Source organism: Parageobacillus sp. NEAU-HV-2 (assembly GCF_059115485.1).
Genome location: NZ_JBXUJJ010000005.1, coordinates 168,580 through 183,401 on the forward strand (window position 1 = coordinate 168,580; position 14,822 = coordinate 183,401).

18 protein-coding genes and 2 riboswitches are annotated in these 14,822 nt (G+C 45.2%); of the genes, 15 read left to right on the forward strand and 3 right to left on the reverse strand.

Going from position 1 to position 14,822, the window contains the following annotated elements; genetic code table 11:
* Window positions 1–105: 105 nt before the first annotated feature.
* Together ymaG (AC1WMD_RS10455) and ymaG (AC1WMD_RS10460) are read left to right on the forward strand one after the other, a co-directional pair.
* A complete protein-coding gene (gene ymaG, locus AC1WMD_RS10455) occupies window positions 106–420 on the forward strand; it encodes an inner spore coat protein YmaG (protein WP_494257131.1) in 315 nt (104 codons plus the stop codon).
* Window positions 421–583: 163 nt separating this feature from the next.
* Window positions 584–736 carry an inner spore coat protein YmaG gene (gene ymaG, locus AC1WMD_RS10460; RefSeq protein ID WP_186003882.1) on the forward strand — a complete coding sequence of 51 codons (153 nt, stop codon included), beginning with the start codon at window positions 584–586 and terminating at the stop codon, window positions 734–736.
* A 170-nt stretch (window positions 737–906) separates the two neighbouring features.
* Here the strand turns inward: ymaG (AC1WMD_RS10460) and AC1WMD_RS10465 are convergent, their stop codons facing one another.
* Window positions 907–1,239 (reverse strand): spore coat protein, encoded by a 333-nt coding sequence (locus AC1WMD_RS10465; protein ID WP_043905955.1) that lies wholly within the window; start codon window positions 1,237–1,239, stop codon window positions 907–909.
* An 18-nt stretch (window positions 1,240–1,257) separates the two neighbouring features.
* Window positions 1,258–1,521, reverse strand: a complete 264-nt coding sequence (locus AC1WMD_RS10470; protein WP_043905954.1) for a hypothetical protein — start codon at window positions 1,519–1,521, stop codon at window positions 1,258–1,260.
* A 158-nt stretch (window positions 1,522–1,679) separates the two neighbouring features.
* Here AC1WMD_RS10470 and AC1WMD_RS10475 point away from each other — a divergent pair, with 158 nt between their 5' ends.
* Window positions 1,680–2,597 (forward strand): proline dehydrogenase family protein, encoded by a 918-nt coding sequence (locus tag AC1WMD_RS10475; RefSeq protein WP_043905953.1) that lies wholly within the window; start codon window positions 1,680–1,682, stop codon window positions 2,595–2,597.
* Between the two features lie 125 nt (window positions 2,598–2,722).
* Here the strand turns inward: AC1WMD_RS10475 and AC1WMD_RS10480 are convergent, their stop codons facing one another.
* Window positions 2,723–2,872 (reverse strand): YuzL family protein, encoded by a 150-nt coding sequence (locus AC1WMD_RS10480; RefSeq protein ID WP_088124205.1) that lies wholly within the window; start codon window positions 2,870–2,872, stop codon window positions 2,723–2,725.
* A gap of 187 nt (window positions 2,873–3,059) precedes the next feature.
* Here AC1WMD_RS10480 and AC1WMD_RS10485 point away from each other — a divergent pair, with 187 nt between their 5' ends.
* The 12 genes from AC1WMD_RS10485 (at window position 3,060) to AC1WMD_RS10540 (ending at window position 14,810) form a co-directional block, all read left to right on the forward strand.
* A complete protein-coding gene (locus tag AC1WMD_RS10485; RefSeq protein ID WP_494257133.1) occupies window positions 3,060–5,444 on the forward strand; it encodes a 3-hydroxyacyl-CoA dehydrogenase/enoyl-CoA hydratase family protein in 2,385 nt (794 codons plus the stop codon).
* A 49-nt stretch (window positions 5,445–5,493) separates the two neighbouring features.
* A complete protein-coding gene (locus tag AC1WMD_RS10490) occupies window positions 5,494–6,666 on the forward strand; it encodes an acetyl-CoA C-acetyltransferase (protein ID WP_043905951.1) in 1,173 nt (390 codons plus the stop codon).
* A 65-nt stretch (window positions 6,667–6,731) separates the two neighbouring features.
* Complete coding sequence (locus tag AC1WMD_RS10495) at window positions 6,732–8,516, forward strand: acyl-CoA dehydrogenase FadE (RefSeq protein WP_043905950.1); 1,785 nt, start codon at window positions 6,732–6,734, stop codon at window positions 8,514–8,516.
* A 55-nt stretch (window positions 8,517–8,571) separates the two neighbouring features.
* Entirely contained in the window at window positions 8,572–8,931 is a 360-nt protein-coding gene (locus AC1WMD_RS10500) for an arsenate reductase family protein (RefSeq protein ID WP_043905949.1), read from the forward strand.
* Between the two features lie 78 nt (window positions 8,932–9,009).
* Window positions 9,010–9,393: a glycine cleavage system protein GcvH gene (gcvH, locus tag AC1WMD_RS10505; RefSeq protein WP_043905948.1), complete on the forward strand. Its 384-nt coding sequence runs from the start codon at window positions 9,010–9,012 to the stop codon at window positions 9,391–9,393.
* A 27-nt stretch (window positions 9,394–9,420) separates the two neighbouring features.
* The gene (locus AC1WMD_RS10510; protein ID WP_494257136.1) at window positions 9,421–9,696 is read left to right on the forward strand and encodes a DUF2553 family protein; all 276 of its coding nucleotides are present in this window, start codon (window positions 9,421–9,423) and stop codon (window positions 9,694–9,696) included.
* 152 nt (window positions 9,697–9,848) lie between these two features.
* Window positions 9,849–10,199: a toprim domain-containing protein gene (locus AC1WMD_RS10515; RefSeq protein WP_494257137.1), complete on the forward strand. Its 351-nt coding sequence runs from the start codon at window positions 9,849–9,851 to the stop codon at window positions 10,197–10,199.
* A 7-nt stretch (window positions 10,200–10,206) separates the two neighbouring features.
* Complete coding sequence (locus AC1WMD_RS10520) at window positions 10,207–10,554, forward strand: thioredoxin family protein (RefSeq protein WP_494257139.1); 348 nt, start codon at window positions 10,207–10,209, stop codon at window positions 10,552–10,554.
* A gap of 188 nt (window positions 10,555–10,742) precedes the next feature.
* Entirely contained in the window at window positions 10,743–11,090 is a 348-nt protein-coding gene (locus AC1WMD_RS10525; protein ID WP_494257140.1) for an SCP2 sterol-binding domain-containing protein, read from the forward strand.
* Window positions 11,091–11,317: 227 nt separating this feature from the next.
* A riboswitch (SAM riboswitch) is annotated at window positions 11,318–11,423 on the forward strand.
* Window positions 11,424–11,490: 67 nt separating this feature from the next.
* Window positions 11,491–12,801, forward strand: coding sequence for an O-acetylhomoserine aminocarboxypropyltransferase/cysteine synthase family protein (locus AC1WMD_RS10530; RefSeq protein ID WP_043905945.1), 1,311 nt, complete (start codon window positions 11,491–11,493; stop codon window positions 12,799–12,801).
* A 117-nt stretch (window positions 12,802–12,918) separates the two neighbouring features.
* A riboswitch (SAM riboswitch) is annotated at window positions 12,919–13,027 on the forward strand.
* A gap of 96 nt (window positions 13,028–13,123) precedes the next feature.
* Entirely contained in the window at window positions 13,124–14,152 is a 1,029-nt protein-coding gene (locus AC1WMD_RS10535; RefSeq protein ID WP_494257141.1) for a methionine ABC transporter ATP-binding protein, read from the forward strand.
* Window positions 14,142–14,810 carry a methionine ABC transporter permease gene (locus AC1WMD_RS10540; protein ID WP_043905943.1) on the forward strand — a complete coding sequence of 223 codons (669 nt, stop codon included), beginning with the start codon at window positions 14,142–14,144 and terminating at the stop codon, window positions 14,808–14,810. Before AC1WMD_RS10535 ends, AC1WMD_RS10540 begins: the two co-directional genes overlap by 11 nt.
* Window positions 14,811–14,822: the final 12 nt, after the last annotated feature.

The window sequence follows — 14,822 nt, forward strand, 5'->3', positions numbered from 1 at the left end:
GCAGCCTATTTTTTGGCCCAAACGGTCAATCGCCCATGCCCTTGGCGTTTGTCCTACATATGTTGAAAGGGAAGAAACAAAACGATCAGCAAAGGAGAGATAAACATGAATGATATAAACTTACAAGATACAAGAATATGGGGCTTTGGACGTCCATTCTTTGGTGGTTTTGGTCGTCCATTCTTTGGTGGCTTTGGCCGTCCATTCTTTGGTGGTTTTGGCGGCCCGTTCTTTGGCGGTTTTGGCAGCCCGTTCTTTGGCGGTTTTGGCAGCCCGTTCTTTGGCGGTCTTTTAGGCGGGTTGTTGGGTGGCGCGCTAACAGGCCCGTTCTATGGTGGTTATGGCGGTTATGGTGGTTATGGCGGTTATGGTGGTTATGGCGGTTATGGTGGTTATGGCGGTTACGGATTCCCTTATTAGTAATAAACATTGCTTGAGCCTGCCGGTTGCATGGCAGGCTTTATGCTTAAGCAACGATTAGAATTAAAAGTTTATGAAAGAGTGGGCGTCTTCCCTGCTCTTTTTGTCCTGCATTAACATAACATATTGGTGTCCAGTTTTATTTTGCAAAGGGGGAATCGTGATGGTATATCCACCAGTATTTTTCGGCGGTCCGTTGTTAGGCGGTTTTCTAGGCGGATTGCTCGGTAGTGCGCTAGCATTTCCGCTTTTCTTCCGTCCAAGACCGTATTATCCATATCCTCCGTATTATCCGTATGGCGTGTTTTGGTTTTAACAAAAAGCGTCCCCTGTAGCATGCGGGACGCTTGTAACGAAAAAAAAGCAATATGATTTTATGCCATCGGATCGGTGTATAACGACCATGGTTTCATGAAGCATTTTTAGATGTTGAGAGGTCTTTGTTTGCGATCATGGCTTTTTTGTTGCCTAAAGGCGAACCTAGTATTACTGAACGATATTTTGATATGGGAATTGATTGGTGTATCCTTGGAATTGCTGATATGATTGCTGCAGTTTTTGTGGATCGGCAGCTTCAAGTTTGTACCAGCCTTTTTTGAACATTAAGTTGTATAATTCACGTTGGCAATTTTGCGTCTCTGTAAAAATATTCATCATATCTTGATATAATTGTTGATGGCTTGCTTCGTGCAAAAATATACTATAAGCCGATGTCATATATTTTTCTGTTGTTAACATATCGTTAAGAAAGTCGCGGTCATTCATTTGCGGTGTTTTTGGCACTTGCGTTTCTGGATTTTGAATTTGGTTTTGGTTCATGATCATTCCTCCCGATTGTTATTGCATTGTCATTTTAGGCTGGCTTGGATTTTGTAGGTGGCTTAAAATTTTTTGATAGTGACGTTGGTGCATTTGTCCTGCTTTTTCAAGCGCTTGTGCCACTTCTTTGTCTTGGCATTGCGATGCAAAAAAATGTGCTTTTTTCATGGCGAGTAAGTTCCAAGACATCATGTCGGTAAAATACATCGCGTCCTTTGCTGAGACCATTTGCGGCGGCTGTGGCATAACGTTTTGCTGTTGCATGTTCATTTGTTGTTGCATACATAATGCTCCTTTCTAAAATGAATGTTTCAGTTGTAGATTGTTCATTTTGTGGAAAACTATACACAGCGAGAATTTTGTCGAAAAAGATATTCAACAATAAGAAAACATGTTACAATAAAAATATGAATGCGTTTACGGAATAAGGGGGTACAATGATGGAGCAGTTGATGCGCGACTTTTTTTTGTTTTTATCGAAAAATAAGACATTAACCAAATTGGCGAAAAAATATGGTCTTCGCTTTGGTGCCTCCCGGTTTGTTGCAGGAGAAACGATCGAACAGGCTGTCGAAGTGATTAAACAATTAAATAAAAAAGGGTTGGCTGTGACGGTCGACTACTTAGGAGAATTTGTGGACAATGAGCAAGAAGCAAACGAAATGGCGAACCACTGCCTTGAGGCGATTAAGGCGATCGGGAGAGAAAAGCTGAATTCACAGCTGTCGCTAAAAATGACATCGATGGGTTTGGATATCTCGGACGAGCTTGTGATGCGCAATATGCGGCGCATTTTGGATACGGCAAAACAACACGGCGTGTTTGTTACGATTGATATGGAAGATTACTCAAGATGCCAGAAAACGCTCGATATTTTTAAACAGTTGAAAACAGAATATGATAATGTCGGAACGGTATTGCAAGCATACCTATACCGTACGGCAGACGATATTGAAGATTTAAAAGATTACCATCCGAATTTGCGCCTTGTCAAAGGGGCATATAAAGAATCGCCAGAAGTGGCGTTTCCGGACAAAAAAGACGTCGATGAAAACTTTAAAAAAATCATTAAAATGCATTTATTAAATGGTAACTATACGGCAGTGGCGACCCATGACGACGCCATCATTGAATACACGAAGCAGCTTGTCAAAGAATATAACATTCCTAATAGCCAGTTTGAATTCCAAATGTTATACGGAATTCGTCCAGAGCGGCAAGAACAGCTTGTGCGTGAAGGATATACGATGCGCGTTTACGTTCCGTACGGCACGGACTGGTACGGCTACTTTATGCGCCGCCTCGCCGAGCGGCCGGCCAACGTTGCCTTTGTGCTAAAAGGCATTTTCCGCAAATAGACTGTCTGAAATGGCCCAAAAGAAGAACTGTGTAAAGTTACGTCGCTCCAACTTGTCTGAAGAAAAGGCGAAACGCATCACGGTATGTTTCAGTCCGTGATGCGTTTTTCGCTGTATCGAGAAGATTATTCTCCTTGCATATTATGCCGTTTATATTGCTGATTTTGGCTCGTGCGTTTGCCGCCGCCGTCCTTTTCCACCGTCGGACCAGCGTTGCCCTTGACGCTTGCCGCGCTAATTCCGCGCTGTGAAGGATTTTTTTTCATTTTTGCCATCGTATCACCCCCTTTTTATAGCGTCACCAAAAAAGAAGTTATGATAAATGAAAAAAATTGTTAAGTTTATATATTGCGAAAATTATTAACATATTTTATATTTAATATAGGAAACTTTTTCATGGCGTATTTTTTTTCACAATAAAATGAATGATGATTCATTCAATATAGGTAAGGGGGAAAAGGAATGGTGAAACGCATTCGACGCGCTGCGGTACTCGGGTCCGGCGTAATGGGCTCAGGAATCGCAGCTCATTTGGCGAACGTAGGCATACCGACATTGCTTCTCGATATCGTGCCGCGTGAATTGACGAAAGAAGAGGAAGCGAAAGGGTTAACGCTCGAACATAAAGAAGTCCGCAACCGCCTTGTCAATCAGGCGCTGCAAAAGCTGTTGAAACAAAAGCCGGCTCCGCTTATGTCCAAGGCGAATTTATCGCTGATTGAAGTCGGCAACTTTGAAGATGATTTCCACCGCCTCGCCGAAGCAGACTGGATTATCGAAGTCGTAGTTGAAAATTTAGACGTTAAAAAAAGCGTGTTTGCGAGAGTGGACGAAGTAAGAAAACCGGGAACGATCGTCAGCTCGAACACTTCCGGCATTTCCATTGAGGCGATGGCGGAAGGACGTTCGGAAGACTTTAAAAAACATTTTTTAGGAACGCATTTCTTTAACCCGCCGCGCTATTTGAAACTGTTAGAAATTATTCCGACAAAAGATACCGATCCGGAAGTCGTTTCTTACATGAAGATGTTTGGCGAAGAAGTGCTCGGCAAAGGCGTGGTCATGGCGAAAGATACGCCAAACTTCATTGCCAACCGTATCGGCACCTACGGCTTATTAGTTACGGTCAGAGAAATGATGAAAGGCGGGTATAGCGTCGGGGAAGTGGATTCGCTTACCGGACCGCTCATCGGTCGGCCAAAAAGCGCGACATTCCGCACGCTCGATGTCGTTGGCTTGGATACGTTTATTCATGTTGCCAACAACGTTTTCGAAAAAGTCGAGGGAGAAGAAAAAGAAGCGTTCCGCGTTCCGGACTTTATGAAAGCAATGCTGGAAAAAGGCTGGCTTGGCAGCAAATCCGGACAAGGCTTTTTTGTCAAACAAGGAAAAGAGATTTTCGAGCTGAATTATGAAACGTTGGAATATGAACCGCGCAAAAAATTAACGACTCCAGCGGTGGAAATGAGCAAGCAAGCGAAAGGACTAGCCAATAAGTTGAAAGCGCTTGTATATGCCGATGACCGCGCTGGAACGTTCCTCTGGAAAATCACCGCTCCAGCTCTGCTTTACTCGGCAAAATTGCTCGGTGAAATTGCCGATGACATCGTAGCCATCGACCGGGCGATGAAATGGGGGTTCGGCTGGGAGCTTGGGCCATTTGAAATGTGGGATGCGATTGGCGTTGAGCCTTCCGTTCGCAAAATGCAAGCTGAAGGCATGGAAATTCCATCATGGGTAACCGATATGCTTGCCAACGGATTTACATCTTTTTATCAATCGGAAAAAGGGCAAGTGTTCTATTATGACCGGGGAGAGTATAAACCTATTGAAGAGAATCCAAAAGCCATTCACATTAAGCGCATAAAAGAGCAAAAAGACGTCATTAAGAAAAACAGCGGCGCCAGCTTGATCGATCTTGGCGATGACGTCGCCTTACTAGAGTTCCATTCGCCAAACAACGCAATCGGCACGGATATCGTACAAATGATTAATTATGCGTTGGAAGAAGTGGATCGTAATTATAAAGGGCTTGTCATCGGCAACCAAGGCAAAAACTTCTGCGTCGGTGCTAATCTCGCGATGATGCTGATGGAAGCGCAAGATGAGAACTACTTTGAACTTGAGCTTGCTGTCCGCCAGTTTCAGCAAGCGATGATGAACATTAAATACAGCCCGAAGCCAGTTGTGGCAGCGCCGTTCGCGATGACGCTCGGCGGCGGTACGGAAGTATGTCTTGCCACTGCACACATTCAAGCGGCAGCAGAAACGTATATGGGGCTGGTGGAAGTCGGTGTCGGCCTCATTCCTGGTGGCGGAGGAAATAAAGAGCTGTATATTAAACATTTAAACAGCCTGCCGAACGGCATTGATTTCGATTTGCAAAAAATCGCCAATAAAGTATTTGAAACGATTGCGATGGCAAAAGTATCCGGTTCGGCGGCAGAAGCGCGTGAACTAAACTTTCTGAATCAGCGCGATAGCATTACGATGAACAGCGACCATTTGATTTATGAAGCGAAACAAGCGGTCATTTCCTTGTATGACCAAGGCTATCGTCCGCCGGTGCGCAAAAAGGTGCCGGTCGTCGGAGAAACGGGATATGCGACTATGCTCTTAGGAGCGCAATCGATGTTCCATTCCGGCTATATTAGCGAGCATGATTTGAAAATTGCGAAAAAACTCGCCTATGTCATTGCCGGCGGAAAAGTTCCGTACGGAACGGAAGTAGACGAACAATACTTGCTCGATTTAGAGCGGGAAGCGTTTTTAAGCTTGATCGGCGAGCCGAAAACACAAGCGAGAATGCAGCATATGCTTGTGAAAGGGAAACCGCTCCGCAATTAATGCTGAGGGCTTGGAAATAAACGCTTGAGAAAAATAGGGGGGGAAGATCGTGAGAGAAGCGGTGATTGTAGCTGGAGCGCGCACACCGGTCGGAAAAGCGAAAAAAGGTACGCTTGCCCATGTACGGCCGGATGATTTAGGAGCGCTCGTTGTGAAAGAAACGTTGAAACGCGCAGGAAATTATGAAGGAAATATCGATGACTTAATTATTGGTTGCGCGATGCCGGAAGCGGAGCAAGGTTTGAACATTGCGCGGAACATCGGAGCGCTTGCCGGGCTTCCATATACGGTTCCGGCGATTACGATTAATCGTTATTGTTCTTCTGGACTGCAAGCAATCGCGTATGCGGCAGAGCGCGTCATGCTTGGCCATTCCGACACGGTGATTGCCGGCGGAGTCGAATCGATGAGCTTGGTGCCGATGATGGGCCATGTCATTCGCCCAAACGCCAAGCTGGCTGAAGAAGCGCCAGAATATTACATGTCGATGGGGCATACGGCGGAGCAAGTAGCGATGAAATATGGTGTCAGCCGCGAAGACCAGGATGCGTTTGCGGTGCGTAGCCATCAGCGCGCAGCCAAAGCGATTCGCGAAGGCAAGTTTAAAGAGGAAATTGTACCCGTCGAAGTGACCGTGAGAAAAATTGAAAACAACAAACTAGTCGAAAAAACGATTCTTTTTGAAGAGGACGAAGGGGTCCGTCCGGATACGAATATGGAAACGCTGGCCAAGCTTCGTCCGGCATTTTCCATTAATGGAACGGTAACGGCCGGAAATGCGTCGCAAATGAGCGATGGCGCGGCGGCGGTGATGGTGATGGACCGCGAAAAAGCAGAATCGCTCGGCTTAAAACCGCTCGGAAAATTCCGTTCGTTTGCCGTTGCCGGAGTGCCGCCGGAAGTAATGGGAATCGGTCCGGTGGCGGCGATTCCGAAAGCGTTGAAACTAGCTGGCTTGGAGCTTTCCGATATCGGATTAATCGAGCTGAACGAAGCGTTTGCTTCGCAATCGATCCAAGTCATTCGTGAGCTTGGATTGGATGAAGACAAAGTCAACGTCAACGGTGGGGCGATTGCGCTAGGCCATCCGCTCGGTTGCACGGGAGCCAAACTGACCCTGTCCCTGCTTTATGAAATGCGCCGCCGCAACGTGCAATTTGGCATCGTGACGATGTGTATTGGCGGCGGTATGGGTGCAGCGGGAGTATTTGAATTAATCTAATCGGATCTAGCGGGCGGCGTAGTTCGTCGCCCGACGATATAAAATCAAAGGGGAGGAGTACAAAAATGGCAAAAACATTGGAAAATGCGATTAAAGGTGGCAGCTTCCTTGTCGAAGATATTCCTTGCGAACGCGTGTTTACACCGGAGGATTTTACCGATGAGCACAAAATGATTGCGAAAACGACGGAAGATTACGTCGTCAATGAGGTGCTTCCGCAACTTGAGCATTTAGAAAATCACGAATTTGACCGCTCTGTGAAACTATTAAGAAAAGCGGGCGAGCTCGGATTGCTTAGCGCTGACATTCCGGAAGAGTACGGCGGATTAGGCCTGGATAAAATCAGCTCCGCGTTAATTGCGGAAAAAATGGCACGCGCTGGCGGTTTCTCGATTTCCCATGGTGCCCATGTCGGAATCGGGTCGCTTCCAATCGTTTTGTTCGGAACGGAAGAACAAAAGCAAAAATACTTGCCGGCGCTTGCGACGGGTGAAAAAATCGCCGCCTATGCGCTGACAGAACCTGGTTCTGGTTCCGACGCATTAGGAGCAAAAACGACGGCGAAATTAAACGCCGAAGGCACCCATTATATTTTAAACGGGGAAAAACAATGGATTACGAACGCCGGATTTGCGGATATCTTTGTCGTATATGCGAAAGTAGACGGCGAGCATTTCTCTGCATTCATCGTGGAACGGGACTTCCCGGGCGTATCGACCGGTGCGGAAGAAAAGAAAATGGGAATTAAAAGCTCGTCAACACGGACGTTGATTTTACAAGATGTGCCTGTTCCGAAAGAAAACTTGCTTGGCGAAGTCGGCAAAGGACATGTGATTGCGTTTAACATTCTCAATATCGGACGTTATAAACTTGGCGTCGGCGCGGTTGGCGGCGCAAAACGGGCACTTGAAATTACGCTTCAATACGCAAATCAGCGCCAGCAATTTAAACGGCCAATTTCGCAATTTACGTTAACGCAAGAAAAGTTCGCGACGATGGCTTCCCGCTTGTACGCAACCGAAAGCTCCGTTTATCGTACAGTCGGTCTATTTGAGGAGCGGATGGGCCTTTTGGATGAAGAAAAAGCAAAAGACGGAAAAGAAATCGCCAAATCGATTGCCGAATATGCAATTGAATGTTCGTTGAATAAATTCTTTGCGACGGAAACATTGGATTACATCGTGGACGAAGGCGTACAAATCCATGGCGGCTACGGATTTATGCAAGAATATGAAATTGAACGCGCATATCGCGATTCCCGCATTAACCGCATTTTCGAAGGGACAAATGAAATCAACCGCCTGCTCGTTCCAGGAATGTATTTGAAAAAAGCGATGAAAGGCGAGTTGCCGCTTTTGCAAAAAGCGCAACAGCTGCAAGAAGAATTAATGATGCTCGCGCCGGAGGAAGTCGGTGACGGCGTGCTTGAGCAAGAAAAATATTTAGTGCGTAACGCGAAAAAAATCGCGCTTATGACGGCAGGATTGGCAGCGCAAAAATTCGGCCCGAAACTCGAAGAACAGCAAGAAATTTTAGTCAATATTGCCGATATTGTTGCCAATATTTACGCGATGGAATCGGCGCTGCTTCGCACGGAAAAAGCGATCAAAAACTCCGGCGAAGAGAAAAACAAACAAAAAATCCTTTATACGCAAATCTTCTGCCAAGAAGCGTTTAATGAAATCGAAGCCCATGCCAAAGAAACGCTCATTGCCGTGGAAGAAGGCGACGCATTGCGCATGATGCTGTCCGCTTTGCGGAAGTTGACACGCTACATGCCAATCAACATCATTGCGAAAAAACGCGAAGCCGCGGCCGCGCTCATTGAAGCAGAACGTTATATTGTGTAATAATGGAAAGTACCAGGACTTGTCCTGGTACTTTGCTTATAAAGGATGGGTGAAAATGGCGTTAACGTTTTATTGGTATCCAAAATGCAGCACGTGCCGAAAAGCAAAAAAATGGCTTGACGAACATGGAATCGACGTACAAGCCGTGCATATCGTCGAAAATCCACCGAAAAAAGAGGAATTGACGGAGCTTTATCGCAAAAGCGGGCTGCCGTTGAAAAAATTTTTTAATACAAGCGGTATGAAATATCGGCAGTTAGGGTTAAAAGAAAAAGTGAATACCGCTTCCGAGGAAGAGCTTCTTGAAATCCTTGCCTCGGACGGCATGCTGATCAAACGGCCGATTTTAACCGATGGAACTCGTGTCCTCGTAGGTTTTCAAGAGGAGCAATATGAAAAATTTTTCAACAAATAAGACGAATTCAGTGAGTTTTTTGGTAAAATCGGTTATGATGAAAAAGAGCATATTTTGTCAATATGGAGGGATACGAACATGAATACGCCAAAGGAATTACGCTATTCAGAAGAGCATGAATGGGTGCGTGTAGAAGGAGACAAAGTACGCATCGGTATTACGGATTTCGCGCAATCAGAGCTAGGAGATATCGTGTTTGTCGAACTTCCGGAAGTAGGAACGGAACTTACCGCCAATGAACCATTTGGCAGCGTGGAATCGGTCAAAACGGTGTCTGAGCTTTACGCGCCGGTCAGCGGCAAAGTCGTTGAAGTCAATGAAGAATTAAACGATAACCCCGAATATGTAAATGAGTCCCCATACGAAAAAGCATGGATGATTGTCGTCGAGCCAAAAGATATGAGCGAGATCGATAATTTACTGACGGCCGAACAATATGAAGAAATGATAAAAGAAGGTTAAACTTTCCTGCAATGAATCATTAAAGGGATGGGCACCCTATACATAACTGAATGGACAAAAAGGGGTGCTTCTATCACATTAGAAGCAAAACAAGTCAACGTCATTGATCGCGTGACAGGCAAAATCAATGGCGATTCCATTCAGCTATATGAGGGGAATGAGCAAATAGGCCATCTTCCCCTTTCGCAAGTAAGCCATTTGCTGTGGGTATGCACAGCAAAATGGATCAATAAGAAAATGACCGTCACCGTTGAACCAGATCAAAAGTATGTCGATTGCGACGGTGGGGCTGGTTGGTGCTAAAAGCAGCGGTGTGATGCCGTTGCTTTCTTCTTGTTTTTATAAGATACGGTTTATGAAGCAGCGCTTGCCCTGCCTGTTTCTGCGGCGGAAATCAAGGCTAGCGTTATCATATAAATAATAGTACAACGACATTTACTTTTAGGTGATTGTTTATGACGGAAAGCGAAAAAGTGATTATTGTCGAAGGACGCTCTGACAAACAAAAAATCGCCAATATTCTAAATGAACAGGTGGAAATTATTTGCACGAACGGGACGATTAGCGATGCTAGGCTGGAGGAGCTGATTGACGAGCTTTATTATAAAGACGTTTATGTATTAGTCGATGCCGATGAAGCGGGCGAAAAATTACGTAAGCAGTTTCGCCGCGAATTTCCAGAAGCGGAGCATATTTATATCGACCGTGCCTACCGCGAAGTAGCAGCAGCGCCAAATTGGCATATTGCACAAGTATTATTGCGTGCGAATTTTGATGTGCATATGAACTATTTATCGAAAAGGTGAATAGGCAATGAAAAAAATAGAGCCGTTTGAAATTGATGAGGCCATTGGCAACGAAGAGATTGTTTGCCTTTATTTATATACACCGATGTGCGGCACTTGTCAGCTTGCCAAACGAATGCTGGAAGTAGTCGAGGAATTGTTTCCGTTTCTTCCTTTTTACCAGACGGATATTAATTATATGCCAGAGCGAGCGGTTGCATGGAAAATCGAAAGCGTTCCATGCCTTCTTTTATTTCAGGACGGCAATATCGTTAAAAAGTGGTATGCGTTTCATTCTGTTCCTTATTTATATGAAACGATCAAAGAGATGTTACCAAACGATAATCGGTTTTGTACGAACCGAAAGACAGACTAAGGGCGACGATCCCCTCCTCAGCTATCCATGTTGCAAACATCCGTTATTTTGACTGCATTTGACATATTTCTTGGGAAATGATAAGAACTTTGCTTGTTTTCCGGATGATTTGTCGAGATTTTTGTAAAGGATTCTTCTCGCTAGATATGGAAATAAATGAAACAGCAGTAACGGAGGAGGAGGGGAAATTGGATATGCGTGAACTAGTCAAACAGCTTGCCGAACGAATGAAAACATTAAATCATCTATTGCCGATTTTACCGGAGGAAGAATTGTACGTTCGCTTTGAGTCCGAAACGGGAACAGCAGTCGTAGTGATTTCAAAACATCGAATCAGCCCCAAAGTGGAAGTAGACGAACGGCGGGTATTAACGGTGCGCGGGTCAAAAGAGGCATTGGAATCACTATTAAGCGGAAGGATGAAATTACAGCAGCTAATTCGTCTGCAAGAAGTGCATATTTCGGGAAGTTTCCGGCATATGCTATTGCTTGAGTCCTTGCTTCACTTAGCCAAGCCATACCGACGTGTTTGCTAATGATTGGCGATTTGCTTTTAGATGAAAAGGAATTGACAAGTATAATAAACAGCGTTAAAATATTCAGAAAAGATAGATGAATTGGGGACCGATTTTAAGCTGAACCGACAAGAAGCAGAGCACCAACGAGATGGTTGTCCATGAAAGCCAAGCGGAATAAGAGTGAACGTCTACACGAATTTTGCACGCTGTAATTTGCTCATTTTTCGTAATTCTAAAAAAATAGATTCTTATCAAGAGAGGTGGAGGGAACTGGCCCAATGAAACCCGGCAACCGGTTGCGATAACACGGTGCCAAGTCCAGCAGAGCAAAATGGCTCTGGAAGATAAGAAGAGTATATATCCCTCTCTTCTTAAAGGAGAGGGTTTTTATTATAAAAAGGTAAAGGGGAGAAGTATAGTGAGTGGAAAGCAATATCGTTTAGAGACAATAGCCGTTCACGGTGGGGTAAAGCCGGATCCTGCGACCGGCGCGCGAGCAGTTCCGATTTACCAGTCGAATGCCTATTTATTCGCCAATACGGATCATGCCGCCAATCTATTTGCATTGCGGGAAGAAGGATATATTTATACACGCATTCATAACCCGACCGTTACCGCATTGGAAGAAAGAATAGCTCAGCTAGAAGGAGGCGTTGGCAGCCTTGCCTTAGCCAGCGGAATGGCGGCGATTACCCTGGCGATTTTAAACATCGCCGGCGCAGGAGATGAAATCGTATCGGCAGCGACGATATATGGTGGTACATATAATTTGTTCGCTAATACATTGCCGAAATACGGAATTAAAACCCACTTTGTCGATCCGTCTAATCCGGAAAACTTCCGGGCCGCGATTACGCCAAAAACGAAAGCGATTTTTGCGGAAACCATCGGCAATCCTAGCTTGCACGTGTTGGATATCGAGGCGGTTGCGCAAATTGCCCATGAAGCGGGAATTCCACTGATTATCGACAATACGTTTGCCACTCCGTATTTATGCCGGCCGATTGAATATGGTGCCGACATCGTTGTTCATTCTGCTACCAAATGGCTTGTCGGCAATGGAACGACGCTAGGCGGCATTATTGTTGATGGCGGCAATTTTGACTGGAATTCGGAGAAATTCCCAGGGTTTACTACTCCTGATCCAAGCTATCACAATCTTGTCTATGCCGAAGCGCTTGGCAATGCGGCTTACATTGTCAAAGCGCGTGTACAGCTGTTAAGAGATTTAGGTCCGGCGATCAGTCCGTTTAACGCGTTTCAAATTCAGCTTGGAATGGAAACGTTGCATGTCCGTATGAAAGAGCATATTGCTAACACGAGAAAAATTGTCGAGTATTTGGATCGCCATCCTGCAGTCGATTGGGTGCTTTATCCGGAACATGACAGCCATCCAGCAAAAGAGTTGGCGAAAAAATATTTGCCAAATGGAGCCGGTTCGATCGTTGTTTTTGGCTTAAAAGGCGGCAGGGAAGCAGGTGCGAAGCTCATTAACCATGTGAAATTATGGTCGCATGTTGCAAATGTCGGCGATGCGAAAAGCCTTATCATCCACCCAGCAAGCACAACGCATCAACAGCTAAACGAAGAAGAACTAAAATCGTCGGGGGTAACGGAGGATTTAGTCCGTCTGTCCGTCGGGATTGAAAACGTCAATGACTTAATCGAGGATTTAGAGCAGGCCATTGCCGCTGCGACAGGTATTACTTCTATTTCCGTTTCATCATAAAACAAGATTCCCGAAAATATGGACGCAAAATTTTTTATTGACATGGTTCAATATAGGGTGATACAATCACATTTGTGATTAATGGAGAATTTGTAATTGAATAATGCGATTGTTGCGCTCTTATCAAGAGAGGTGGAGGGATGTGCCCAATGAAGCCCGGCAACCGTCAGCACATACGCTGAAATGGTGCCAATTCACACAAAGCATCTGCTTTGGGAGATAAGAGACGGAATGGTAATGATTACCTTTCTGTTCTCTTCGAGCAGAAAGGTTTTCTTTTTGGAACGAGCCGCCTGCTAGATGAAGGAAGGTGAAAATGTGCATGATTACATTGGAAAATGTGACGAAAATATATGAAGCGGCAAACGGATCGGTCACTGCAGTCGATCATGTTTCTTTACAAATTAAAGAAGGGGAAATTTTTGGAATTATCGGATATAGCGGCGCGGGGAAAAGCTCGCTCATCCGTCTTCTTAACGGATTGGAAAAACCAACAAGCGGTAAAGTCATTGTTGCCGGACGGGATATGGCTAATATTAAAGGAAAAGAATTGCGAAAGGCTCGCCAGGAAATCGGGATGATTTTCCAGCATTTTAATTTATTATGGTCAAGAACCGTTCATGAAAATATTGCATTTCCTTTAGAAATTGCTGGTATCCCGAAAGAAACGCGGAAAAAGCGGGTCGATGAGCTAATTCAGCTTGTCGGGCTGCAAGGAAGAGAACATGCTTACCCGTCACAGCTGAGCGGCGGGCAAAAGCAGCGCGTTGGCATCGCGCGTGCGTTAGCAAACAATCCAAAAGTGTTATTGTGCGATGAAGCGACATCCGCGCTAGACCCGCAGACAACTGATTCCATTTTGGAACTTTTGGTGGATATTAATAAACGTTTAGGATTGACGATCGTATTAATTACCCATGAAATGCACGTAATTCGTAAAATTTGCGATCGCGTCGCAGTGATGGAGAACGGAAAAATTGTCGAGCAAGGCGAAGTACTACAAGTGTTCCGGCAGCCAAAACAGGAGATTACGAAACGGTTTGTGCGGCAAGTTGTTGAACCGGAGGAAACAAAAGAAACGATTACCCATCTGCTCGATAAATACCCGAACGGAACGGTTATCCAATTGACGTTCGTCGGGGAAGCTGCGGAACAGCCGCTGATTGCCAATGTTGTCCGCCAGTTTCAAGTGGATGCAAATATTTTACAAGGGAAAATTTCACAAACTCATCAAGGCGCTTACGGTGTGCTGTTTGTTCATATGGATGGGGAAAAAGAGGAAGTGGCCCGCGCGATCGATTATATTCGAAAGCAGCAAGTGGCGGTGGAGGTGATTACAAATGCTCGCTAGCCTCTTGCCAAACGTAGAATGGGATATGATTTGGGCGGCTACGGTTGAGACGCTTTATATGACAGGCGTCGCCGTTGTGGCGACATTTATATTAGGAACGATTCTTGGCCTGCTTTTGTTTTTAACGTCAAAAGGAAACCTCTGGGAGAACCGCCTGGTGAATATGATCATTGCTGCTATTGTTAATGTTTTCCGTTCCATTCCATTTATTATCTTAATTATTTTGTTAATCCCGTTTACGAAATTGGTCGTTGGAACGATTCTCGGTGCCAACGCCGCGCTGCCGGCGCTTATTATCGGGGCGGCGCCATTTTACGCGAGAATGGTGGAAATTGCGCTCCGTGAAATTGACAAAGGCGTCATTGAAGCGGCGAAAGCGATGGGGGCATCGACGGCAACAATTATTTGGAAAGTGTTGCTTCCAGAGTCACTGCCTGCACTTGTGTCCGGAATTACTGTAACGGCGATTGCTTTAGTCGGATATACGGCGATGGCAGGAGTCGTCGGCGCCGGTGGTCTTGGAAACTTAGCCTATTTGGAAGGATTCCAGCGCAATCATAACGATGTCACGTTTGTCGCTACCGTTCTAGTTTTGGTGATTGTCTTTGTGATTCAGTTTATTGGTGACTTTGTCACTTCCAAAATAGATAAACGATAAAAAGGGGGAAAT